The organism is Streptomyces sp. NPDC051020, assembly GCF_040683105.1.
Lineage (GTDB): Bacteria > Actinomycetota > Actinomycetes > Streptomycetales > Streptomycetaceae > Streptomyces.
In genome coordinates, this window is the sequence record NZ_JBFBCG010000014.1 from 1 (window position 1) to 21,454 (window position 21,454).

Consider the following 21,454-nt stretch of genomic DNA (forward strand, 5'->3'; position numbering starts at 1 on the left):
TCACGGGGATCGTCGCGTCGGCCTCTCCCGATCCGCCCTCGCTGCCACCCCCCTCAGGCGTGCTCGCCTGCTTCCCCACCGACGCCACCTTGGACCCGGGGCGACGGGCGTACCGGGCCGGTGGCCGCGTTCGGCCGACCGGATCACGTTCGAGACCTGCTGACCCGGAGGGCCGGTCAGCCGCCGCACGGTCACCGGCGGCGCGGTGCCAAGATCCGGCAGCCTTCTCGACGACACCGGGTGCGAAGGGGGGTGCACCCATTTCGGGGATCACATCTGCGACAACCGGCGGCTCAGGTCAGGGCGGCGGGCAGCCCGGACCTGGTGCGGCGACGGAAGCGGCTAACCTCACTGCCGTGACAGACCAGCAGCCTCACCAGTTCGAACGTGGCACAGACGGTCCGAAAGTGATCGTCGCGGGCCTCGACGGGTCCGATTCCTCGATGCGCGCCGCCGCGTACGCCGCCGGGCTGGCCCGTCGGCAGAACGCCTTGCTCGCTCTCGTCTATGTCCAGCCGGTGATGCCCCCGGGTGCCGCGCTCGGCGCACCGGTCGCCGACACGACCGGCGAGGTCGCAGAGGGCCTGGTCAATGAGATCAGGGCGGCCACGGAGCGGCTCAAGGACATATGGGATGTGCGCTGGGAGTTCCACACCTTCCGCGGTGATGCGTACAACGGTCTGGTCACCGCGGCAGACGAGCTGAAGGCGGATGCCATCGTGGTGGGCGCGTCGGAGTCGGCGGGACACCGGTTCATCGGATCGGTGGCGATCCGGCTGGTGAAGGCGGGGCGCTGGCCCGTCACTGTCGTTCCGTGAACGGTGGGCAGCGTCGGGACGGGCCCCGCCTCCGGGTCCGTCAGGTGTTCTTCTCGATGGACTTCTGGAACTCACGGGCCATCCGGTCCAGGCCCTGGGAGCGCCACTCGGTCCAGAACGGCTTCCACTCGCCGGTCTTCCTGCGGCCGCTGACGATGTCGTTGACCAGGTCCGTGGCCTCGGTCGACATGCGCCCGTAGTGCTCGGTGTACGCGTCGGAGTAGTGGCCCACCGTCGGGTTGGCAATGGCGGTCTCGGTGAGCTTCTGCTCGACGGCGTAGATGTCCTTCACGTCCTGCGGGCCATGGGATCCGGCGAACGCGGAGGGCAGCAGTGCGAACGGGGCGGTCGTCGCGGTGGCCAGTCCGCTGTAGAACCCCTCGACCTGTTGCTTCCCCCGGTCGGTGCGCTGTGGGAAGCCTTGCTTGTCGTAGGTGAAGTCGGCGCCCTCGGTACCGAATTCCAGCAGTTCGCGCTCCTTGGTGCCGAAGGGCGCGGCGAGGTAGTCGAGGACGCCGAGCAGCATCCGTACCCGCTCCTCGCTGCCCTTCTTGATGGCGGTGTAGCCGATGGTGCCCAGGTGGTAGTGGTGGTTGGGCTGCCGGCCGCCCGCTGCGAACGGGATCAGGATCTCGGCGGCGAGCGAGGGGTCGTCGGTACGGAGTTTGGCACGGGCGCCGGACGGGTTGGCATGCACCGTGGCCCCGATGGATCCCTGGGCCATCTTCAGATAGGCGTCGGCCATCTTCGGGTCACCCGGGTAGAAGACCCCGGCCTTCTTGAGCTTCAGTACGAAGTCCAGCGCCGCCAGGTACTCGTCGGTCTCCTGCCAGAAGGTGAGTGAGCCGTCCTTGTTCTGCCGCCACTTGTTCGGGGCTCCGAAGCACTGGCTCTCTATCTGCCGTACGCGCACACGGGCCGTCCCTACTATCCACAGGCCGCCTACCGGCATCCGACGCCGACCGCGGACCCCGACTGGGTGCACCGTTGCGGGCTGCACCGGCCGGACGGGGTCTGGGCGTCGCTGCCGCGCGCGGAGGCGTTCCGGTACGAGGCCGTGAGCGCCGTCGACTCCTTCGCCCCGCTGGGGTTCGCGGCCACGGCCGACGAGTGTGCGGCGCTGACCGCGGCGCATCCGGACGAGCCGTTCCTGCTGTTCGGCGAGGACCGCGACCATCCGCTGGGCCGGTACGACCGGCTGCCCGCCCCCTGGGCCCACGCCGTGCCGTCCGCCCCGTTCACGGGTGCGGCGTCACGCGGTGAGTTCTACGTGCTGCAGGCGGGGGTGTACGCGGTGGAGGCGCTGACGGAGCTCCGTACCGAGGTCCGCGGGCTGCCGTTCCCGGTCCGGTCGCTCAGTGCGGGCGGCACCGACGCACGCGGGGAGCCGTTCGAGAACCGGATCGATGTCGGCAGGGGGCACGTCCACGCGCTCTGGTTCGGCCTGGACATCCCGGAGGCCGAACCCGGCACGTACGAGGGCGAGATCGCCGTTCGCGCCCACGGCACCGGGGAGCGGGTGCTGCCGCTGCGGATCACCGTCGGTCCGCAGACCGTTGCCGACCACGGCGCCGGGGACCCCGCCCGGCTGGCCCGGCTGCGCTGGCTGGACTCGACGCTCGGCCAGGACGACGAGACCGTCCCGCCGTTCACCCCGGTGAAGGCGGCCGGGCACCGCCTGGAAATCCTCGGCCGGGCGGTGGAGATCGGCCCCGCCGGGTTGCCGCAGCGGCTCACCTCCTCGTTCACCTCCGGGGTGACGGGCACGGACGGTCCGGAACGCGATCTGCTCTCCGAACCGGTCGCTTTCACGGTCGGCCACCCGCTCGACCACGGTCCGCTGAGGCTCGACCGGACCGGACCGGCGCGCGTCCGCTGGTCCTGCGAGGCCACCGGCCCGGGTCTCCGGCTGCGCACCGAGGGAGCGTTGGAGGCCGACGGCTTCCTCGTCGTACGGACGACGGTCGAAGCAGTCGACGAGCTCGCCCTCGACGTGCGCCTGGACATGCCGGTCCGGGCGGAGATCGCCCGGTACGCGATGGGCCTCGGGCTGCCGGGGCAGGTCTGCCCGGAGAGGTACGACTGGCAGTGGGACACCCCCGCCCACAACCAGGACGCGCTCTGGCTCGGCTCCCCCGCGGCGGGTGTCCAGCTCTCGCTGCGCGACGAGCACTACGCACGGCCACTGAACACCAACTACTACCGCGAGAAGCCCCTGGTCACGCCTCGCTCCTGGGCCGGCGACGGCAGCGGCGGGGTCCGGCTGCGCACCGAGGACGGGGTGCGGACGGTGAGCGCGTACAGCGGTCCGCTCCGGATGGCCGCCGGGGAGAGCCGCTGCTTCGAACTGCGGCTGCTGCTCACCCCGTTCAAACCGATCAAGCCCGGACTCCAGCTCGCCGAGCGCTACTTCCACGCGTACGCCACCCCCGCCGAGGTCGCCGCGTACGGTGCGAACGTCGTCAACATCCACCACGCGACGCCGCCCAACCCGTACATCAACGACCCGCTGCTGGCCGCCGATGTACTGCGGGACTACACCACCGAGGCACACCGGCTCGGCATCCGCGTCAAGGTGTACGACACCGTGCGTGAACTGACCCGGCACAACCCGGAGCTGCCCGCCCTCGCCTCCCTGGGCAGCGAGGTCCTGGCGCCGGGGCCCGGCGGCGGACACGCCTGGCTGCGCGAGCATCTGGGCACGGACTACGTCCCCGGCTGGGTGGCGCCCGACGTCACCGATGTGGCTGTCGTGACCTCGGGCGACTCGCGCTGGCACAACTCCTATGTGTGCGGCATCGACCGGCTCCGCCGCCGGATCGGGGTCGACGGACTCTACCTCGACGACGTGGCGTACGACCGGACCACCATGAAGCGGGTCCGCAAGACACTGGCCCGGTCCGGCGACACCGCGCCGCTGATCGATCTGCACTCCTGCAACCAGTACCGGGAGCCGGACGGCTTCGCGTCCAGCGCCAATCTGTACGCGGAGCTGATGCCGTACACCGACCGGCTCTGGCTGGGTGAGCTGTTCGACTACGAGGGGACCGACCCCGCGTACTGGCTGGTGGAGCTCTCCGGGATTCCGTTCGGGCTGATGGGCGAGATGCTGGAGGGTGGCGGCAACCCGTGGCGGGGCCTGGTCTTCGGGATGACCGCGCGCGCCCCGATGACCGATGTCCGGCCACTGTGGCGGGCCTTCGACGCGCTGCGACTACCCGAGGCCGGGTTCACGGGATGGTGGGCGGACGAGCCGCCCGTGGCGACCGGCCGGGCCGATGTCCTCGCCTCCAGCTGGCAGGGACCCGGCGGGACGGCGACCGCGATCGCTTCGTGGGCGGCGACTCCGGTGGAGTGCGTGCTGACCAGCTCCGGCGACCCGGTCGCGGCGTACGCACCCGCGATCGAGGGCTTCCAGCCGGAACGCTCGTTCGCGGCGGGCGAGCCCGTCCCGGTCGCGCCGGGCCGGGGGTGGCTGCTGTCCGTACGGCCGTCCGCGCCCCGCTGATCGCCGCCGACCCCGCACTCGGCCACCCGCACGCCCGGCCGAGTGCGGGGTCGCACGCGCCGCACGACGCCCGCTCGTGTCCGTTCACCGTCCGGCCGACCGTTCACCGCACCATTCGCCGCTCCGTGCGACCGCTCGTCGCACGCCTCGGTGCATCTTCTGTTCGTCGCGGCGCCGATGCGTTCGTATACGGCGCAGGCAGCGGCGAGGCAGCAGGGGCCTCCGCGGGAAAGGGGCGTTCACGATGACCACGACGACCGATGAGCGGGCCCTCGCGGAGTTGCAGCGCGAACACGGTCCCGCGCTCCTCCACTTCCTGCTCGGTCTGACCTTCGGCGACCGGCAGCGCGCCGAGGATCTTCTCCAGGAGACGCTGGTACGCGCCTGGCAGCACCCCGAGGCGTTCGACAGTCCGCATGAATCGATGCGGCCCTGGCTCTTCACGGTCGCCCGGCGGCTGGCGATCGACGCGCGCAGGTCCCGCCAGGCCCGGCCGACCGAGGTCAGCGACCTCGTACTGGAGAGCGCCCCGGCGCGGGTGGACACGGCGGAGGCGACCGTCGCCGCGCTCGATGTCCGCGAGGCGGTGCGGACGCTCAGCCCGGAGCACCGTGCGGTGCTGGTCCAGATCTACTTCCGCGGGCTGAGCGTGGGCGAGACGGCGCAGGTGCTGGGCATACCGGCGGGGACGGTCAAGTCCCGTTCCTACTATGCGCTGCGCCTGCTCTCCCGCAACCTGCCCGGCTACTCCAGCAGGTCCTCCTCGCTCAGCAGGCCGAGCAGCGACACCGTCTCCGCGACCTCCACATAGTCGGCGGCGCATCCGTCGCAGTCCTGCAGATGCCGCGAGACGCGCCGGGCCTCCCCGTCGGTGAGCGCATCGAGCACATACGCGCCGAGCAATTGCCGCATGTGCGGTCCCTCCCCGGGATCGGCGGTCATCGCAACCTCATGTCTGTGACGGATCGGGTCGGACGGATCCTGCCCTTCTGGCCACGCGGGGCGCGCTCCCCCGGTTCAATGCTGCGTGTGGCCCGGTGCCGAGATGAGGAAGAGGCGAGACGGGATGCGTCCGGAACATACGGATGGAACCAGCGGGGGCGGGCTGCTGGTCCCGATGGCCTGGATGTACGCCGAGTACATCGCCGATGAACTGCTGCGGACCGGCGATCTGATGGAGCCGTCGACGCTGGAGTACCGCGCGGGGCGCGAGGCGCTCGCCCTGACCATCTTCCTCTCCGACGGGGCGGTGGCCGATGCGCTGCCCGCGACCCGGATGGACGAGCTGCGGCTGCTGACGGCGTACGGGAGCGCCTGGCGCCGCTGGGTCTGCGAACGGCTCGGCACGGCGGCGACCCCGGTCCCCTCGCCGGACGGCGGCCGGAGTGTTCCGGATCCCGATCTGGCGCTGGCCCGTCGTGCATGGCGGTGGCTGGACGAGACCGAGCTGCTCGCGGCCGATCTCGACGCGATAGGACCGCCGCCGTGGGGGCCGCCCGGCACCGAGGGCGACGAGCAGTGGGCGCAGGCATCGGCCCAGGTGTGGACGCCCGCCTGGCAGCTGGGGCTGCCACTGGGGCATCTGGCGATCCATCTGCACTGAGCACGGCGGGTGCCTTCGCTCCTCACGAGCCGTGCACCCCGGCACGGTATTTCGGCAGCCGCACCGTGATCTTCATCCCGGCGCCGATGCCCGTCTCGATGACGAGCCCGTAGTCGTCGCCGTACACCTGGCGTAGCCGCTCGTCGACGTTGAGCAGTCCGATGCCGGTGGAGTGTCCTCCTTCGCCGCGCAGGATGTGCCGCAGCCGTTCCGGGTCCATTCCGATGCCGTCGTCCTCGATGACGACTTCTGCCTCCGAGCCCGCGTCCAGCGCGCTGATGGTGATGCGGCTGCGGGTGACGGCACCTTCGAGTCCGTGCTTGACGGCGTTCTCGACCAGAGGCTGGAGGCACAGAAACGGCAGGGCGACGGGCAGGACTTCGGGGGCGACCTGGAGGGTGACTGCGAGCCGTTCACCGAAGCGAGCCCGGACGAGGGCCAGATACTGGTCGATGGAGTGCAGCTCGTCGGCGAGGGTGGTGAAGTCACCGTGGCTGCGGAACGAGTAGCGGGTGAAGTCGGCGAACTCCAGCAGCAGTTCGCGTGCCTGCTCGGGGTCCGTGCGGACGAACGAGGCGATCGCAGCCAGGGAGTTGAAGATGAAGTGCGGGGAAATCTGGGCACGCAGGGCCCTGATCTCGGCCTCGATGAGCTGCGTGCGGGACCGGTCGAGTTCGGCGAGCTCGAGTTGTACGCAGACCCAGCGGGCCACCTCTCCGGCCGCCCTGGCCAGGACCGCCGACTCGCGCGGTGCGTAGGCGATCAGGGTGCCGAGGACACGGTGGTCCACGGTCAACGGCACGGCGACGGCCCAGCGCAGCGGGCAGTCGAGGTTATCGCAGTCGCTGTGGAAGGCGGTGTCGCGGCCGCTGGCGAGAAGCCCCTGCACCTGGTCCATGACGTGTCTGCCGTGGTGGTCGCCCTCGCCGTCCCAGACGAGGACCCGGTCCCGGTCGGTGAGACAGAGCGCGTCGGTGCCGAGCAGGGAACGCAGTCTGCGGGCTGACTTGCGGGCGCTCTCCTCGGTGAGTCCGGCGCGCAGCGGGGGCGCGGCGAGCGAGGCGGTGTGCAGCGTCTCGAAGGTGGCGTGCTCGACGGGGGTGCCGACGTCACTGGGGCGGACGGGACGGGCGGTGCGGCGGCCGAGCAGGAATCCGACGCCGAGCAGGAGGAGCACGAGCAGGACGAGGACGGCGTACGCGGGCCCTGTCATCGGTGCCTCCCGGGTATCAGGGCCTCCGGCAGATGGAAGCGGGTCATCGCGGCATTCGTGCCGGACGGTATGCGACCGGGCGTGGCGAGCGACACCAGGACCATCGCGAGGAAGCCGACCGGCACCGACCAGACGGCGGGCCAGGCGAGCAGGGTGTGCGGCCAGCCGGGCGGGCGCACCGCACCGCTGACGGTGATCGCGACGGACAGGAACGCGGAGCCGCCGCCGAGCACCAGTCCGGCGATCGCGCCCGGCGGGGTGAGCCGTCGCCACCAGATGCCGAGGACCAGCAGCGGGCAGAAAGACGATGCCGATACGGCGAACGCCATCCCCACGGAGTCCGCCACCGGCACCCGGCTGACCATGAGCGAGCCGGCCAGTGGCACACACATGGCGAGAAGGGTGGCCAGCCGGAAGTGCCGTACGCCGCGCGAGGGCAGGACGTCCTGGGTGATGACGCCGGCGACGGCCATCGTGAGTCCGGATGCGGTCGACAGGAACGCGGCGAAGGCGCCGCCGGCGATGAGTGCGCCGAGCAGCTCCCCGCCGAGCCCGCCTACGACGCGTTCGGGCAGCAGCAGCACGGCGGCGTCCGCGTCCCCGCCGTGGATCAGCTCGGGGGCGTACAGCCTGCCCAGTGCCCCGTACACGGGCGGCAGCAGGTAGAACACGCCGATCAGAGCGAGGACGGCGACGGTGGTGCGGCGGGCGTCGCGGCCGTTCGGGCTGGTGTAGAAGCGGACGACGACATGCGGCAGCCCCATCGTTCCGAGGAACGTCGCGATGATCAGCCCGTAGGTCGCGTAGAGCGGATGGTCGGCCCGGAAGACGGACAGCTGCTCGTCGAAGGTGACCCGTGGCCGCCCGTCGCCCTGCCAGGCCAGCACCAGGAAGATCGCAGGGACCAGAAGCGCCGTCAGTTTCAGCCAGTACTGGAAGACCTGGACGAAGGTGATGGAACGCATGCCGCCCGCCGCGACGGCGACCACGACGACGGATGCTACGAGCACATCGCCGAGCCAGCCGGGCGCCCCGGTCAGGATCTTCAGGGTGAGCCCGGCACCCTGGAGCTGCGGTACGAGGTAGAGCCAGCCCGCCCCCACGACGAGCACGCTCACCAGCCTGCGCACCTGCCGCGATTCGAGCCGCCCCTCCGCGAAATCGGGCAGGGTGTACGCACCCGAGCGGCGCAGCGGAGCGGCGACGAAGACCAGCAGCACCAGATAGCCGGCCGTGTAACCGACCGGGTACCAGAGCATGTCGGGGCCGTGCACGAGCACCAGGCCGGCGATGCCGAGGAAGGAGGCGGCGGAGAGGTACTCGCCGCTGATCGCGGCGGCGTTGAGCCGTGGGCGCACGGTGCGGGAGGCGACGTAGAAGTCCGAGGTGGTACGGGAGATGCGCAGCCCGAAACCGCCGACGAGGACGGTGGCGAGAACGACGGCGGCGACGGACACCACCGCGTACGTGCGGCTCACTGTGCGGGGCGGCCTTCCACGAGCCGGGCGAAGTCGCGCTCGTTGCGCTCGGCCCGCCGCACGTACCACCAGGCGATCAGAGTCAGCGGCGGGTAGGCGGAGAAGCCGAGGACCGTCCAGACGACGGCGGCGCTGTGCAGCGCCGCGAAGACCAGCGGCAGCGTGCCGACGACGACGGCGAGGACGGTGAAAGCGGTGAGTCCGGCGCGCAGCTGGCTGCGCATCAGCGAGCGGACGTAGGCGCCACCCAGCGCGGTCTGCTCGTCGATCTCCGACTGGGTGCGGTAGCGGGGCAGCGGGCGCACCCGCCGGGGCTCCCCCGTCACCACTTCACGCCGGGGCGTCGACTCTGCGGACATGGGCTCGGAGTGTACGCAGCCGGGGACCGCTCTGGGAAGGTTTCGGACCTGGGTAGTCCCTGGTCAGCGGCCCGTCTGCCGCATGAGCAGATCGCGCAGGGCGCGGGCGTGGCGGCGGCTCACGGCAAGCGACGCGGTGCCGATGCGGACGCTCATGCTGCCCGCGTCCAGCCGCAGTTCGTCGATCCGGCCGAGGGCGACGAGGTGGCGGCGGTGAATGCGTACGAAGCCGCGCGAGCGCCAGCGTTCTTCCAGGGTGGTGAGGGGAATCCGGACGAGATGGCTGCCGCCCGCGGTGTGCAGCCGGGCGTAGTCGCCCTGCGCCTCCGCGTACGCGATGTCGTCGATCGGGATGAACCGGATCACTCCGCCCAGTTCGACGGCTATCTGGTCGGCTGCGGTGTCCTGGAGGGAAGCGGAGCGGCCGCCGACCTGTTCGGCGACGCGGCGGACGGCTTCGGCGAGGCGTTCGCGGCGGACGGGCTTGAGGACGTAGTCCACGGCCTTGAGGTCGAAGGCGTGGACGGCGAACCCTTCGTGGGCGGTGACGAAGACGATGAGCGGGGGCGCTGCGAACCCGGCCAGCAGCTGGGCGACATCGAGGCCGGTGAGGCCCGCCATGTGAATGTCGAGGAAGACGACGTCGATGGCGGACGGGTCGTCGGGACCGGCGTCGACGGCGCTGCCGATCCGGCGCAGCGCCTCGGTGGCCCCGGTGGCGCCTTCGGCGCTGCGGATGCGGGGGTCGGCGCGCAGGAGGTAGAGCAGCTCCTCCAGGGCGGGTGCTTCGTCGTCGACGGCGAGTACGCGCAGCATGAGGCCGGAGTGTAGAGCGTGTCCGGAGGTGTTGGCTCGAGACCGACCGGCACATGGGGGGCGGCGTCGCGGGGCTGGGTGCGCACATCTGCGGCGTTGTCGTCGGTCAACAACTCCCCCATGGCCCGAAAGGCATGGGAGGGGCCCCCTCCGCGTTGCCACCCTCCTCCGCCTTGCCTCCCTCCTCCGCCTTGCAGCTGCACACACCCAGCCCCGCTCCTTCACCCACCCCACCTCTGTGCGCGGCCTCTTATTTGAGAAGTCGGGAGAGGCGACGGTCGGCCAGTGGCCTGCCGCCGGTCTGACAGGTCGGGCAGTACTGGAGCGAGAAGTCGCTGAACGAGACCTCCCGGATGATGTCCCCGCAGACGGGGCACGGTTCGCCCGTGCGGCCGTGGACACGCAGCCCGCTCTTCTTCTCCGCCTTGAGCTTGCCGGCCGCCATTCCGCTGGAGCGTGCGACGGCGTCGCGGAGGATGGTGCGCAGGGCCGTGTACAGCCGGGTGATCTCGTCGTCGGTGAGGCTCGCGGTGAGGGTGAACGGTGACATCTTCGCGGCGTGCAGGATCTCGTCGCTGTAGGCGTTGCCGATGCCCGCGATCAGGGACTGGTCGCGGAGGGCGCCCTTGATCCGCCGCCGTTCCCCGGCGAGCAGTGCGGCGAACGCGTCCCGGTCGAAGGAGGCGTCGAGCGGGTCGGGTCCGAGGCGGGCGATGCCGGGCACCTCTGCGGGGTCGTGCACGACGTATACGGCGAGGCGTTTGGTCGTACCCGCCTCGGTGAGGTCGAAGCCGTCCCCGCCGGTGAGTACGGTACGCAGCGCCAGAGGTCCCTTGCCGGGGCGCGGCGGGGCGGCAGGGAAGCTGTCCTTCCAGTGCAGCCAGCCCGCCCGGGCCAGATGGGTGATCAGATGCAGCGGGCCGACGCCGATGTCCAGGAACTTGCCGCGCCGGGCGATGCCGGTGACGGTGCCACCCTCCAGGGCGGCGAGCGGTGGGTCGTACGTCTTCAGCACGCTGACCGCGAGCGGCAGGACGCGGGCGATCTCCTTGCCGGTCAGGTTCTCGTCGAGAAAGACCCGCAGCGCCTCGACCTCCGGTAGTTCGGGCATGGGTCCCAGGATGCCGCAGCCCGCCGGCCCCTGCCACCGCCGTCAGAGGCCGTAGGTCCGCTCCGCGGTGGTCGCGAAGACCGCCGACCGCTCGTCCGCGCCCAGTCCGTCGGTGAGGGCGCGTGCGGCGTCGACGACCTCCGCATAGCTCGCCGCGAGCCGGCAGACCGGCCAGTCGGAGCCGAACATCAGGCGGTCGGGCCCGAAGGCATCGAGGACGGTGTCGGCGTACGGGCGGAGGTCGTCGACCGTCCAGGAGCGCAGGTCGGCCTCGGTCACCAGGCCGGAGAGTTTGCAGACGGTGTTGGGTCGGTCGGCCAGCGCCCGGACGTCTTCCGCCCAGGGGTGCAGGCTCCGGGTGGCGATGGGCGGCTTGCCCGCATGGTCGAGCACGAAGGTGAGTTCCGGCAGCAGCGTGGCGGCCCTGACGGTGGCGGGCAGCTGGTGGGACTGGACGACCAGGTCGTAGACGAGTCCGGCGGCGGCCACGGCGGACAGTCCGCGCTGCACCTCGGGGCGAAGCAGCCACTCGGGGTCGGGTTCGCCCTGGACCTGGTGGCGGATGGCTACGAGCCGGTCGCCACCGGGGAGTTCGCGCAGGGCGGCGAGGGTGTCGGCAATGCCGGGTGCGGTGAGGTCGGTCCAGCCGACGACGCCCGCGACGAGGTCGTTGCCGTCTGCGAGGGCGAGGAACTCGGGGGTCTCCTCGGGGACGGTGACGGTCTGGACGAGGACCGTGGCGTGCACCCCGGCGGCGCGGGCCTCGGGCTCCAGGTCGGCCAGGGTGAAGGTGCGCCGGAGCGGGGCCAGTTCCTCGCCGGTGATCCACTCCTGGTCGCGTACCGACAGGTCCCACACGTGGTGGTGGGCGTCGACTATCCGTTGCGGGCCGGTCATGTCACAGCTCCCAGGCGACGGGGAGACCGGCTTCGGCACCGTCCGACGAGTAGTCGTGCGCCACGTCGAGGAGTTCGTCCATCCGGGCCTGCCAGGCCACGTTGACGGGCAGCTGCTCGAGTTCGGCGAGGAGCCGGGTGTAGTCCTCGCACTCGATGACGTGGAACAGCTCGGTGCCGCTGCGCCAGATCGTCCAGGAGGTGGCGCCCGCGGCGCGGATCGCCGCCGTGAGCTCCGTGGGGACTTCGCGGTGCGCCGCCTCGTACTCCTCGATGCGGTCGGCGCGGACCTTGGTGTGCAGGGCGATTCTCATGGCCGGTGTCCGTCCTCGGTGAGCAGGCCCTCGGCGCGCAGTTCGTCCCAGAGGGCGGCGGGGATCTCGCGGGAGAGCAGGTCGGCGGCGTCGCGTATCTCGTCGGGCGAGCGGGTGCCGACGAGCACCGTGGCGACCGCGTGGTGGGCGAGCGGGTAGTGCAGGGCGGCGGCGCGCAGTGGCACGCCGTGGCCCTCGGCGACGGCCTTGATGCGCAGGGCCCGGTCGAGAAGGGTCAGCGGGGCGGCCGTGTAGTCGTAGGTCGCACCGGGGCGCGGGTCGGCGAGCAGCCCGGAGTTGAAGACTCCGCCGACGACGACGCTGCGGCCGCGTGCGGTCGCCTCGGGCAGCAGCTCGGCGAGCGCGGACTGGTCGAGGAGGGTGTAGCGCCCCGCGCAGAGGACGGTGTCCACGTCGGTGTCGCGGAGGAAGCGGGTGAGCATCGCGGTCTGGTTCATGCCCGCGCCGATGGCTCCGACGACGCCTTCCGAGCGCAGCTTCTCCAGGGCCGGATAGGCCTCGCGGAAGGCGGCTTCGGCGTGGTCGTCCGGGTCGTGCAGATAGGCGATGTCGATGCGGTCGAGACCGAGCCGTTCGAGGCTGTCCTCGATGCTGCGGCGTACACCGTCGGCGCTGAAGTCCCAGCGGCGGCGGTGGATGGCGGGCACGGCGAAGCCTTCGGAGAGGCCGTCGTACGACGTGATCGGGTCGGCCGGGAGGGGGTCGAGCAGCCGGCCGACCTTGGTGGAGACCACGTACGAGTCGCGCGGCCGGTGACGCAGGGCCGCGCCCAGCCTGCGTTCGGAGAGGCCGAGCCCGTAGTGCGGTGCCGTGTCGAAGTAGCGGATGCCCTCGTCCCAGGCGGCGTCCACGGCGGCGGCGGCCTGGGCGGGGTCGACCTCACGGAAGAGGTTGCCGATGGCGGCCGCCCCGAAGGACAGCTCGGTCACCTCGACCGCACTGGTTCCCAGCCTGTTTCGTCGCATGCCGCTGCCGTCCTCACCGATGATCGTTAATTCCTGTCTGACGAATATTCATCGGATCACTTGAACGCGTCAACACCCTCGGCCTCACGAAATGCCGCACGATCACTAAAATCTGTCCGATCTATCGGGACCTCTGGGAAGGTTGACCGACCGGGAGCAGATCGAGCAGCTCGCGCAGCTCGTCCTCGGCGCAACGGGCCAGCCGCTCCAGGTCGGGGACCGCCTTGCCGTCGGCCACCAGGCCGATCTGCACCCGGCCGCCGTACGTGGACAGGGCGATGGCCAGTGACTGCCCGCGCGCCAGCGGCGCCATCGGGTAGACGGCACGCAGCGGGCAGCCGCCCAGCGAGAGCGCCGAGCGCGGCAGGGGCACGCTCGTGACCAGCACGTCGAAGAGCATCCTGGCGGCGCTGCCGGCGAGCGGGGCGCCGAATCGGTGGGCCAGTGAGGGCAGTTGATCGGCGAGCACCGCGACGGCGCCCGCACCCCGCAGTGGTCCTGCGGCCTTGTTGCGGTCCATGGCAGTGCGGACGGTGCGCAGTCGCTCCCACGGGTCGGACTCGGAGACGGGGAGTCCGAGCAGATAGGCGGAGAGCCGGTTTCCGGAAGCCGCGCCGGTGCCGGGCCTGCGCCGGGAGACCGGGACGAGGGCGCGCGGGTCGGCGACGGGCAGCCGCTCGCCGCGCTCCACCATCCACCGGCGGAGCGCTCCGGCGATGACGCCGAGCAGGACGTCGTTGGTGGTCCCGCCCGCGATCCGGCGGATCCGGCGGACGGAATCGCCGTCCAACTCCGCGGTGGCCAGCCGACGGGTGCCACTGGAGATCGCGGTGAGCGCGGGGGCGCCGCGCAGATCGAGGCGGCTGGCCCACACGACGGAAGCACCGACCCCGAACGCCCGCGAGAGGTCCTCGAGCCGGCCCAGCGCGAATCCGGCCACCTGGCGCGGCCCCGGCATCCACGAGCGGGGCGGGACCGGGCGCGCCCGGCGGGCGCTCACACCGCCGCGGGCGCGGGCTCCGAGGGAGGCGATCTCGTCGAAGATCCCGGCACCGATGGCGACGGCGCGCATGCCGTCGGCGAGCGCGTGGTGCAGCTTGACGAGTACGGCGAAGGGCCCCTCGTCCGCGCCGGAGATGACGTACATCTCCCAGGGCGGCAGCCCCCGCTCGAGCGGCCGCTCCATGAGTTCACCGGCGAGCCGGGTGGCCCCGGCCATGAAGCCGCCGTCCGGCGACTCGTCGTCCCGGGGCAGCAGCACGCGCTGGACGTGCCGACCGACGTCGAAGTCCTTGTCGACGGACCAGGCGGCGCCGCCGACCGGCAGCAGGACGTCCCGTACGCGCATCCGCAGCCGGGGGATCGCCGCGGCGCGGGCGCCGAGCAGCTCCACCACGGTGTCCGCGGTGACGCCCGGCGCCGGGGCGGGCGCCGGCGAGAAGACGGCGAGCGCACCGAGGTGCATGGGGTGCGCATCGGTTTCGAGGTGCCAGAAAGCCAGATCGAGAGGTGCCAGTAGTTCAGTGCCCAACGGGTCCTCATGTCATCGAAGGCAAAGATTGCCGGAGTCAACGACTGCCGCAGTCGCAGTCAATCGCTCGCGATCCGTTACGGTCAAGTACTGACATGTTACGTTCTGTTACTACCTGGTAGTACGCATCGCCTTCATCGGTGTCAACCATGGCGACGCCTCGGGACGATGAACTCGCACCACACGCACTTGCCGCTGCCGCGGGATTCCACGCCCCAGGCGTCCGCCGGCCGGTCCACCACCAGCAGCCCACGGCCGGACACGCCGGACTCCCCCGCGTCACGAGGGCGCGGCAGCGCGCTCGACCGGTCCTCGACGTCGACCCGCAGCCGCCGTTCGAGCCCGGCGAGCACCCGGACGGTGACGATCGCCCCGCCGTCGGTGTGGATCAGCGCATTGGTGATCAGTTCATCGGCATTCTGGGCGACATGCTGCCGGAGCCGGCGGCCTGCCGGGCGGACGACGCGACTTTCGAAACACGCCCTGGGAGACCTACCAGCCGAACCCACTGGTGCGCCACTCTCGGCCGTCGGGTGTGATGCCGAGCGCCTCGTACCCGTCCAACGACTCCAGCCAGCCGCGCGCCCCACCGCCCATGGCGAACGCAGCCGTGGCGAAAGCGTCCGTCAGGGTCAGCGCCTGCCCCACCACGGTGATCGACACGAGGCCCAGGGCCGGGGTGCCGGTGTGCGGGTCGAGGATGTGCGCGCCGCGTTCGGCCGTTCCGGAGGTGGCGACCGCCAGATCAGATCCGGACACGACGGTGGCCAGCGCCCCGCGGCGCAGAGGGTGGGCGATACCGATCCGCCAGGGGACGCCGGGGCGCGCCTCGCCGCGCAGCTGAAGGTCGCCGCCGCCGTTCACGCAGGTGTTGGTCGCGCCGCTCTCGTGCAGCAGCTGCGAGGCGGCCTCGACCGCCCACCCCTTGACCAGCCCGGAGGGGTCGAGGGCCCCGCCCGGTGTGGCGCTGAACCAGCCACGGCTGACCCGGGTGACATCGCCGCACAGGTCGAGGACCTCACGGACCTCCGCCGGACAGGTGCCGGGCCCGGACTCGCCACGGCCCAGTCGGCTGATGGCACTGTCCGGACGGTAGGTGGAGAACACCGCGTCGACGTGGTGCAGCCAGCGCACCGCATCGTCGAGGGCGCGGCGGATCGCAGGGGTGGGCCGGTCCCTGATATCGAAGGAGAACACCGTGCCCATCACGTGCTCGACATGGCGCAGCCAGTGCGCGCGATCAGCCACCGGCCCGGTCCAATGCGCTCTGCAGGGACTCCATATAACCCTGACTGGTGTAGCTGGCTCCGGAGACGGAGTCGATGTCCGCGCTCTGGGCACCGAGCGCCTCGCGGGTGAGCCGGGGCAGCGCGAACGCGGCGATCTCCCGGTCACGGCCGTTCTCATCGGGCTCCCGGAGCACCCGCACGGCGGTGAGCCTCCCCTTGGTAAGAGTGGCGGCGACCTGCACCGGTCCGTACCGCGTGTCCACCGGATCACCGTTGAACGTGCCTGTCGGGGCGGCTGCGCCGGTCGACGTAGGCGGGGAGACCGTGGTCGCCGGGCGCCTGCCCGCGTCGAGGAGACTTGGAGCCTGGTGCGGTTTCAGGGACAGCAGGGCCACGACCAGGGCACTGGTGCCGGTGGTGGCGAGAACGGCTCGGCGCATGGTGATTCTCCTCGGGGCACTCATCAGAACGCGAACGATTCGTGGTGGATGCGACGGCGCGGCACTCCGGCGTCGCGCAGGGCGCGGATCGCAGCCTCGGTCATGCCGGGCGGGCCGCAGAGGTAGACGTCGTGCGCGGCCAGGCCGGGGACCAGACGACTGAGGGCGGGTGCGGTCAGTGAGGCATCTCCGTCGACGACGTAGTGGACCGTTGCGCGGCGGTGGGCGGCGATGGCGTCGAGTTCGGCGCGCAGCGCCAGGTCCTCGGTCCGACGGGCGCGGTAGACGAGTGTCACCGGTCCGGGCAGTGTCTCGAACAGGGTCCGCAGCGGAGTGATGCCGACTCCGCCCGCCAGCAGGAGCACCTGGTGTGCGGTACGGCGGCGCGCAGTGAGGCCCCCGTAGGGTCCCTCGGCCCAGACCCGGGTGCCGGGTGCAAGACGGGCGAGCGCGGCGCTGTGGGCGCCGCCGGCCTTGACGGTGATCCGCAGATGGCGGGGGTGGGCGGGCGCGGAGAGCGAGTACGGGTTGGCGGTCCACCACAGGCCTCGGGTGAGGAAGCGCCAGCGGAAGAACTGCCCCGGCTCGGCCCCCAGCTCGTCGAGGCGCTCGCCGGTGAGGTGTACGGAGACGACGCCGGGAGCTTCGGTGTGGACGGCGGTCACCGTCAGCCGGTGCCTCAGGCCGCGGCGTACCGGGACCGCGAACCGGTACCAGACGACCAGGGCGGCGGCACCCAGGTAGAGGGCGTACCACGCCAGCTGCGCGGATCGGTTGCCGACGAAGTCGGCGCCGTCGGAAAGCTGGTGTCCGAAGGCGAGGAAGATCGCCAGATAGGTGGCGAAGTGGAGGTAGTGCCAGGTCTCGTAGCTCATCCTGCGACGGGCGGCGCGGGCGGAAACGGCACCGGTGAAGAGGAGAAGCAGAAAGCCGGCGGTGCCCTTGAGGAGGTCCGGGTAGTGCAGGACCAGGTCGGACGTCTGGCTCACCACGTCCGTGTGAGCGCTGAGGGAGTAGCCCCAGATGACGAGAAGGGTGTGGGCCAGGACCAGGGAAATGGTCCACCGGCCGGTGGCGGCGTGCAGGCGCGCCAGCCGGTCGGTGCCGATGCTGTGGTCCAGCAGGGGGACGCGGGCCATCAGAACCACCAGGACCGCGCAGGTGTACCCGGCCAGCAGCCCGGTGATGCGCCCTGCATTGGTCAGCAGGCCCGTAGTGCCCACGACGGCGGACGTGTCGCTCCACCACAGTGCAAGGACGGCTGCGGCCCCCGCGTAGATGACGGCGAAGACAAGATGCGGGGCGACGCTGCGCGGCGGGCGGCGGTGTCGTGTGCCCTTGCTCGCGCAAGGCGAGGCGGGGGCTGTGGTGGTCATGGGGGCTCCCCTCGTAACGGACCGCTGGGCCGGCTGACGGCGGCAAGCCTCGCAGCACATCCTCTGCGTACCTTCTGAATGGGCGGCGGCCGCCCCGGCCGGCCGGGATTCCGGAGGGAGCGCAGAGACAACTCAGAGGGAACTCACAGGTCCCCGGCGGCCCGCCGCCGTCCGCACTGGGGGATGCTGGACAGACCATGGACAATCACCGCGCACAGCCGCCCCTGCACCGCCCCGACGGGGGCCCGGTCCGGGTGTTGGTCGTCGACGACGAACCCGATCTGACCGAGGTGATGGCCGGAGCACTGACCGGCGAGGGCTGGCAGGTCCGTACCGCGGCGGACGGTGCCTCCGCCCTGGCCGAGGCGCGCGAGTTCCGGCCGGACGCCGTCGTGCTGGACTGGATGCTGCCCGACATGGACGGGCTGCGCGTGCTGCGGGAGCTGCGCCGTGAGGCCCGTGAGGTGTGCGTGCTGTTCCTGACCGCCCGCGACGCGGTGGAGGACCGCATCGCCGGGATCACGGCGGGCGGGGACGACTACGTGACCAAGCCGTTCAGTCTGGAGGAGGTCCTCGCCCGGCTGCGCGGGCTGCTGCGGCGGGCAGGGATGGCCGGTGCGCCGGGCCGGCACCGGCTGACGGTCGGCGAGCTCACCATGGACGAGGAGGCCAGGGAGGTCCGGCGCGGCGGCGCCGTCGTCGAGCTGTCCCGCACCGAGTTCGAGCTGCTGCGCTTCCTGATGCGCAATCCGCGTCGGGTGCTGTCCAAGGAACAGATCCTCGACCGGGTGTGGGCATACGATTTCGGCGGCCGCGCCCATGTCGTCGAGCTGTACATCAGCTATCTCCGCAAAAAGATCGACGCGGGCCGCGCTCCCATGATCCATACGGTGCGCGGAGTGGGGTACGTCCTGAAGCCGGATCCGTCATGAGACGGCCGCCGCCGCACACGCTCCGTGGGCAGCTCACCGCCGGGCTCGTCCTGCTGCTCGCCGCCGCATGTCTCGCGGTCGGACTCACCACCGTCCTCGCCCTCGAGGGCTTCCTGGTGCGCCGCCTGGACCAGCAGCTGACCGCGTCCGGCGGCAGGTTCCCCGCCAGCCTGGAACACGAAACCGCGCCGGACGCCGACAACCGCCCCGACTCGCGGGGCCAGGCCGACTCCACCTTCGGCGCAAGGCTGCAGAACGGCCGGGTGACCCAGGCTGCCGTGGTCGATGAGCAGAACGTCCGCCGGGTGCCGTTGACCGCCGACGACCGGCGCACGCTCGCGGCTGTGCCCGACGACGGGAAGGGCCGCAGCGTACGGCTCTCCGCACTCGGCGGCTACCGGGTCGCGGCCGTCGCCGGCGACGACCGGGACGTGCTGATCACCGGGCTGCCGCTGCACCCCGTGGAAGAGACCCTGCACCGGCTCGAAGCGGTCGAGGGGGTCGTGTTCGGCGCGGCCCTGCTCGCCACCGGGGTCGCCGGAGCCCTGTGGGTGCGGGTCTCCCTGCGCCCCCTGCGACGCGTCACGAAGCAGGCGGTCGGCGTGGCCAGGCTGCCACTGGCCGGCGGCGAGGTCGCCATGCCCGACCCGCTGCCTGTCACCGATCCTCGGACCGAGGTCGGTCAGGTCGGCACCGCGTTGAACCGCATGCTCGGACACATCGGGGACGCGCTCGCCCGGCGGCAGGCGAGCGAGGAACGGCTGCGGCACTTCGCCGCCGACGCCAGCCACGAGCTGCGCACACCCGTCGCCAACATCCGTGGCCACGCCGAACTCGCCCTGCGCCACCACGGCCCCGTACCCGCCGGGGTCCGGCACGCCCTGGAACGCATCCAGTCGGAGTCCGGGCGGATGAGCCACCTGGTCGACGATCTGCTGCTGCTCGCCCGCCTCGACGCGGGGCGCGAACTCAACCACGAACCGGTCGATCTGACCCTCCTCGTGCTCGACGCGACCGACGACGCACGGGCCGCGAGCCCCGGCCACCGCTGGCTCCTCGACCTCCCCGAGGAGCCCGTGACCGTCACCGGCGACGCGCACCGTCTCCAGCAGGTGATCGGCAATCTCCTCGCCAACGCCCGGGTGCACACCCCGGACGGTACGGAGGTGACGGTACGGCTCCGGGCGGAGGCCGCCGACGTCCGGCTGACCGTCACGGACAACGGGCCGGGCATTCCCGACGCGCTGCTGCCGGAGATCTTCGGGCGCTTCGTCCGCACCGACCCCAGTCGCTCAAGGGCCACCGGCAGCACCGGACTCGGCCTGGCCATCGTCCGCGCGGTGGTCACCGCCCACGGCGGCTCGGCCGATGTCGTGAGCCGACCGGGACACACGGCATTCCGGGTGGCCCTCCCGCGCTGACCCAGGGTCCTCGCCCGCCCCCGCTATCCCTCGTCGAAGTAGGCGTACGGCGCCACGGACACGCCCTCTGCGACGGCCCGCTCGTCGTCCTCCGCGGCTGCCGGATCGAGGTCTCCCGCGCTCAGTGAGTGCATGGACCAGACGGCGAAACCGACGTGGAAGTCGTGGCCGATGCTGGAGGGGGTGCTCGTGTATCCCTTGGCGTGGAGCTCGGCAACGACATCATCGAGAAATCGGTGGGTCAGCCGAACGCCGTCGTAGCGGGCTTCGGCATCGTCGATGCCGCCGTGGTGGGCGATCTCCACGAGTTCGACCGTGTCGTCCGCTGCGTAGGTGATCACCAGCGTGGGCGAGGTGGCGTAGACGGCGCGGTCACGACCGGGCCCGTGGTACGGCTGCCCCACGCGTTCCTCGACCTGGGCACGCGGATCACCGATCTTGACGAGGTCGACGCCGCGTCCGGGAATGATCTCCATGCGGGACATCCTGCCTGCGGCGGCGAGCCCTGTCAGTCCCTCCCTCACAGCCGCCTTGAACGCGTTCAAGACGGGGGATGCGGCATGTCCGTACTGGTCGGCACGATCGTGATGCTGGGCATGCCGGGGCACCCGGCTGCTGTTCGCCACCTCGGCCGCCGTCCTCGTGGCGACGACGGTGCTCGCGCCGATCTGGGCGCTCGGTGAGGCGACGGGGCTGCCTCACCCCACGCTGACCTGGATGGCCGCCACGCACGGCCTCGGCAACGCGCTGGGCTTCGCGCTCTGCTCGGTGCTCGCCCGATAGCGACGCCGCTGACAATCGTGGGCGGGGTCGTAAGGCTCCGGAACGGCGCCGGCTCCGCCCGTACTGCCCCGACCCGCACCGTCCCGTTGCTCACCGACCCATTTCTCACCGACCCCGAAGGCAGGACGTCATGAGCACCCTCACGTACCCGGAGATCGGGGCCACCCGGCTCGGCCCGCTCCCCGACGGCTACCACCATCTCCACCACCGGGTCGCGGTGGGCCGCGGCCGGGCCGACTTCGAGACGGCGGGCGCAGCCGTCACCGGCTGGCGCATGCACCGCACCTCCGGCGCCCGGGTGCGGGCGTCGACGGCTCGCGCCGAGCCCGGAACCTCCGTGCGGGTGTCGATCGGGCTCGGTCCGCTCCGGTTCACCGCGCCGTGCGAAGTCGTCTGGACCGCGTACGAGAAGGAACGCATCGGCTTCGCGTACGGGACCCGGCACCGGCACCCCGAGCGCGGTGAGGAGTGCTTCGTGGTGGAGCTGGCCGACGACGGCACGGTGTGGTTCACCGTGCTGGCGTTCTCCCGTCCGGCCCGCTGGTACAGCAGGGTGGCGGGACCTCTCGTACCGGTGCTCCAGCGCTGGTACGCACGCCGGCTCGGCACCGCGCTGGGACGGATCGTGTCGGAGGGCTGA

23 protein-coding genes and 2 pseudogenes are annotated in these 21,454 nt (G+C 71.6%); 8 read left to right on the plus strand and 17 right to left on the minus strand.

Going from position 1 to position 21,454, the window contains the following annotated elements; all coding sequences use genetic code 11:
* Nucleotides 1-262, minus strand: a 262-nt coding sequence (locus tag AB0N06_RS10270) for a hypothetical protein (protein WP_366134261.1), incomplete at its 3' end; no start/stop codon positions are given.
* Nucleotides 263-356: 94 nt separating this feature from the next.
* On the opposite strand from AB0N06_RS10270, the gene AB0N06_RS10275 reads away from it, so the two are divergent.
* On the plus strand, nucleotides 357-818 hold the full coding sequence (locus tag AB0N06_RS10275; RefSeq protein WP_366134263.1) for a universal stress protein: 462 nt from the start codon (nucleotides 357-359) through the stop codon (nucleotides 816-818).
* A 40-nt stretch (nucleotides 819-858) separates the two neighbouring features.
* Here the strand turns inward: AB0N06_RS10275 and AB0N06_RS10280 are convergent, their stop codons facing one another.
* Nucleotides 859-1,731, minus strand: coding sequence for a hypothetical protein (locus tag AB0N06_RS10280; protein WP_366134264.1), 873 nt, complete (start codon nucleotides 1,729-1,731; stop codon nucleotides 859-861).
* On the opposite strand from AB0N06_RS10280, the gene AB0N06_RS10285 reads away from it, so the two are divergent.
* A complete protein-coding gene (locus AB0N06_RS10285; protein WP_366134352.1) occupies nucleotides 1,717-4,326 on the plus strand; it encodes a glycoside hydrolase domain-containing protein in 2,610 nt (869 codons plus the stop codon). The two genes, AB0N06_RS10280 and AB0N06_RS10285, sit on opposite strands and share 15 nt — an antisense overlap.
* 244 nt (nucleotides 4,327-4,570) lie before the next feature.
* Nucleotides 4,571-5,137: a sigma-70 family RNA polymerase sigma factor gene (locus AB0N06_RS10290; protein ID WP_366134265.1), complete on the plus strand. Its 567-nt coding sequence runs from the start codon at nucleotides 4,571-4,573 to the stop codon at nucleotides 5,135-5,137.
* Here the strand turns inward: AB0N06_RS10290 and AB0N06_RS10295 are convergent.
* A complete protein-coding gene (locus tag AB0N06_RS10295; protein ID WP_366134266.1) occupies nucleotides 5,071-5,268 on the minus strand; it encodes a zf-HC2 domain-containing protein in 198 nt (65 codons plus the stop codon). The genes AB0N06_RS10290 and AB0N06_RS10295 overlap by 67 nt on opposite strands.
* A 124-nt stretch (nucleotides 5,269-5,392) precedes the next feature.
* Here AB0N06_RS10295 and AB0N06_RS10300 point away from each other — a divergent pair, with 124 nt between their 5' ends.
* Nucleotides 5,393-5,929 carry a hypothetical protein gene (locus AB0N06_RS10300; protein ID WP_366134267.1) on the plus strand — a complete coding sequence of 179 codons (537 nt, stop codon included), beginning with the start codon at nucleotides 5,393-5,395 and terminating at the stop codon, nucleotides 5,927-5,929.
* Between the two features lie 22 nt (nucleotides 5,930-5,951).
* Here the strand turns inward: AB0N06_RS10300 and AB0N06_RS10305 are convergent, their stop codons facing one another.
* The 13 genes and pseudogenes from AB0N06_RS10305 to AB0N06_RS10365 all read right to left on the minus strand — a co-directional run bounded on the left by AB0N06_RS10305 (nucleotide 5,952) and on the right by AB0N06_RS10365 (nucleotide 17,678).
* Nucleotides 5,952-7,142, minus strand: coding sequence for a histidine kinase (locus AB0N06_RS10305; protein ID WP_366134268.1), 1,191 nt, complete (start codon nucleotides 7,140-7,142; stop codon nucleotides 5,952-5,954).
* Nucleotides 7,139-8,620, minus strand: a complete 1,482-nt coding sequence (locus tag AB0N06_RS10310; RefSeq protein ID WP_366134269.1) for a cation acetate symporter — start codon at nucleotides 8,618-8,620, stop codon at nucleotides 7,139-7,141. Before AB0N06_RS10310 ends, AB0N06_RS10305 begins: the two co-directional genes overlap by 4 nt.
* Complete coding sequence (locus tag AB0N06_RS10315; RefSeq protein WP_366134270.1) at nucleotides 8,617-8,979, minus strand: hypothetical protein; 363 nt, start codon at nucleotides 8,977-8,979, stop codon at nucleotides 8,617-8,619. Before AB0N06_RS10315 ends, AB0N06_RS10310 begins: the two co-directional genes overlap by 4 nt.
* 63 nt (nucleotides 8,980-9,042) lie before the next feature.
* Nucleotides 9,043-9,795, minus strand: coding sequence for a LytTR family DNA-binding domain-containing protein (locus tag AB0N06_RS10320; protein WP_366134271.1), 753 nt, complete (start codon nucleotides 9,793-9,795; stop codon nucleotides 9,043-9,045).
* Between the two features lie 250 nt (nucleotides 9,796-10,045).
* On the minus strand, nucleotides 10,046-10,906 hold the full coding sequence (locus AB0N06_RS10325; RefSeq protein WP_366134272.1) for a DNA-formamidopyrimidine glycosylase family protein: 861 nt from the start codon (nucleotides 10,904-10,906) through the stop codon (nucleotides 10,046-10,048).
* 42 nt (nucleotides 10,907-10,948) lie between these two features.
* Nucleotides 10,949-11,803 carry an amidohydrolase family protein gene (locus AB0N06_RS10330; protein ID WP_366134273.1) on the minus strand — a complete coding sequence of 285 codons (855 nt, stop codon included), beginning with the start codon at nucleotides 11,801-11,803 and terminating at the stop codon, nucleotides 10,949-10,951.
* Between the two features lies 1 nt (nucleotide 11,804).
* Nucleotides 11,805-12,116, minus strand: coding sequence for an L-rhamnose mutarotase (locus AB0N06_RS10335; protein WP_366134274.1), 312 nt, complete (start codon nucleotides 12,114-12,116; stop codon nucleotides 11,805-11,807).
* Nucleotides 12,113-13,102, minus strand: coding sequence for an aldo/keto reductase (locus tag AB0N06_RS10340; RefSeq protein ID WP_366134275.1), 990 nt, complete (start codon nucleotides 13,100-13,102; stop codon nucleotides 12,113-12,115). The genes AB0N06_RS10335 and AB0N06_RS10340 overlap by 4 nt, the downstream gene beginning before the upstream one ends.
* A gap of 121 nt (nucleotides 13,103-13,223) precedes the next feature.
* Entirely contained in the window at nucleotides 13,224-14,633 is a 1,410-nt protein-coding gene (locus AB0N06_RS10345; protein ID WP_366134276.1) for a wax ester/triacylglycerol synthase family O-acyltransferase, read from the minus strand.
* Nucleotides 14,634-14,776: 143 nt separating this feature from the next.
* Nucleotides 14,777-15,049: pseudogene (locus tag AB0N06_RS10350) on the minus strand (ATP-binding protein); the annotation flags it as partial.
* 76 nt (nucleotides 15,050-15,125) lie between these two features.
* Nucleotides 15,126-15,839: an FAD:protein FMN transferase gene (locus AB0N06_RS10355; RefSeq protein WP_366134353.1), complete on the minus strand. Its 714-nt coding sequence runs from the start codon at nucleotides 15,837-15,839 to the stop codon at nucleotides 15,126-15,128.
* 34 nt (nucleotides 15,840-15,873) lie between these two features.
* Nucleotides 15,874-16,302 carry an FMN-binding protein gene (locus AB0N06_RS10360; protein ID WP_366134277.1) on the minus strand — a complete coding sequence of 143 codons (429 nt, stop codon included), beginning with the start codon at nucleotides 16,300-16,302 and terminating at the stop codon, nucleotides 15,874-15,876.
* A 23-nt stretch (nucleotides 16,303-16,325) separates the two neighbouring features.
* The gene (locus AB0N06_RS10365; RefSeq protein ID WP_366134278.1) at nucleotides 16,326-17,678 is read right to left on the minus strand and encodes a ferric reductase-like transmembrane domain-containing protein; all 1,353 of its coding nucleotides are present in this window, start codon (nucleotides 17,676-17,678) and stop codon (nucleotides 16,326-16,328) included.
* Between the two features lie 197 nt (nucleotides 17,679-17,875).
* Between AB0N06_RS10365 and AB0N06_RS10370 the strand changes: the two genes are divergently transcribed.
* Together AB0N06_RS10370 and AB0N06_RS10375 are read left to right on the plus strand one after the other, a co-directional pair.
* Nucleotides 17,876-18,610, plus strand: coding sequence for a response regulator transcription factor (locus AB0N06_RS10370; protein ID WP_366134279.1), 735 nt, complete (start codon nucleotides 17,876-17,878; stop codon nucleotides 18,608-18,610).
* The gene (locus tag AB0N06_RS10375) at nucleotides 18,607-20,031 is read left to right on the plus strand and encodes a HAMP domain-containing sensor histidine kinase (RefSeq protein ID WP_366134280.1); all 1,425 of its coding nucleotides are present in this window, start codon (nucleotides 18,607-18,609) and stop codon (nucleotides 20,029-20,031) included. The genes AB0N06_RS10370 and AB0N06_RS10375 overlap by 4 nt, the downstream gene beginning before the upstream one ends.
* A gap of 23 nt (nucleotides 20,032-20,054) precedes the next feature.
* On the opposite strand, the gene AB0N06_RS10380 is transcribed toward AB0N06_RS10375, so the two are convergent.
* Nucleotides 20,055-20,507: a hypothetical protein gene (locus tag AB0N06_RS10380; RefSeq protein ID WP_366134281.1), complete on the minus strand. Its 453-nt coding sequence runs from the start codon at nucleotides 20,505-20,507 to the stop codon at nucleotides 20,055-20,057.
* A gap of 124 nt (nucleotides 20,508-20,631) precedes the next feature.
* Here AB0N06_RS10380 and AB0N06_RS10385 point away from each other — a divergent pair.
* Together AB0N06_RS10385 and AB0N06_RS10390 are read left to right on the plus strand one after the other, a co-directional pair.
* Nucleotides 20,632-20,814, plus strand: a pseudogene (locus AB0N06_RS10385) (YndJ family transporter); the annotation flags it as partial.
* 130 nt (nucleotides 20,815-20,944) lie between these two features.
* The gene (locus AB0N06_RS10390) at nucleotides 20,945-21,454 is read left to right on the plus strand and encodes a DUF1990 domain-containing protein (protein WP_366134282.1); all 510 of its coding nucleotides are present in this window, start codon (nucleotides 20,945-20,947) and stop codon (nucleotides 21,452-21,454) included.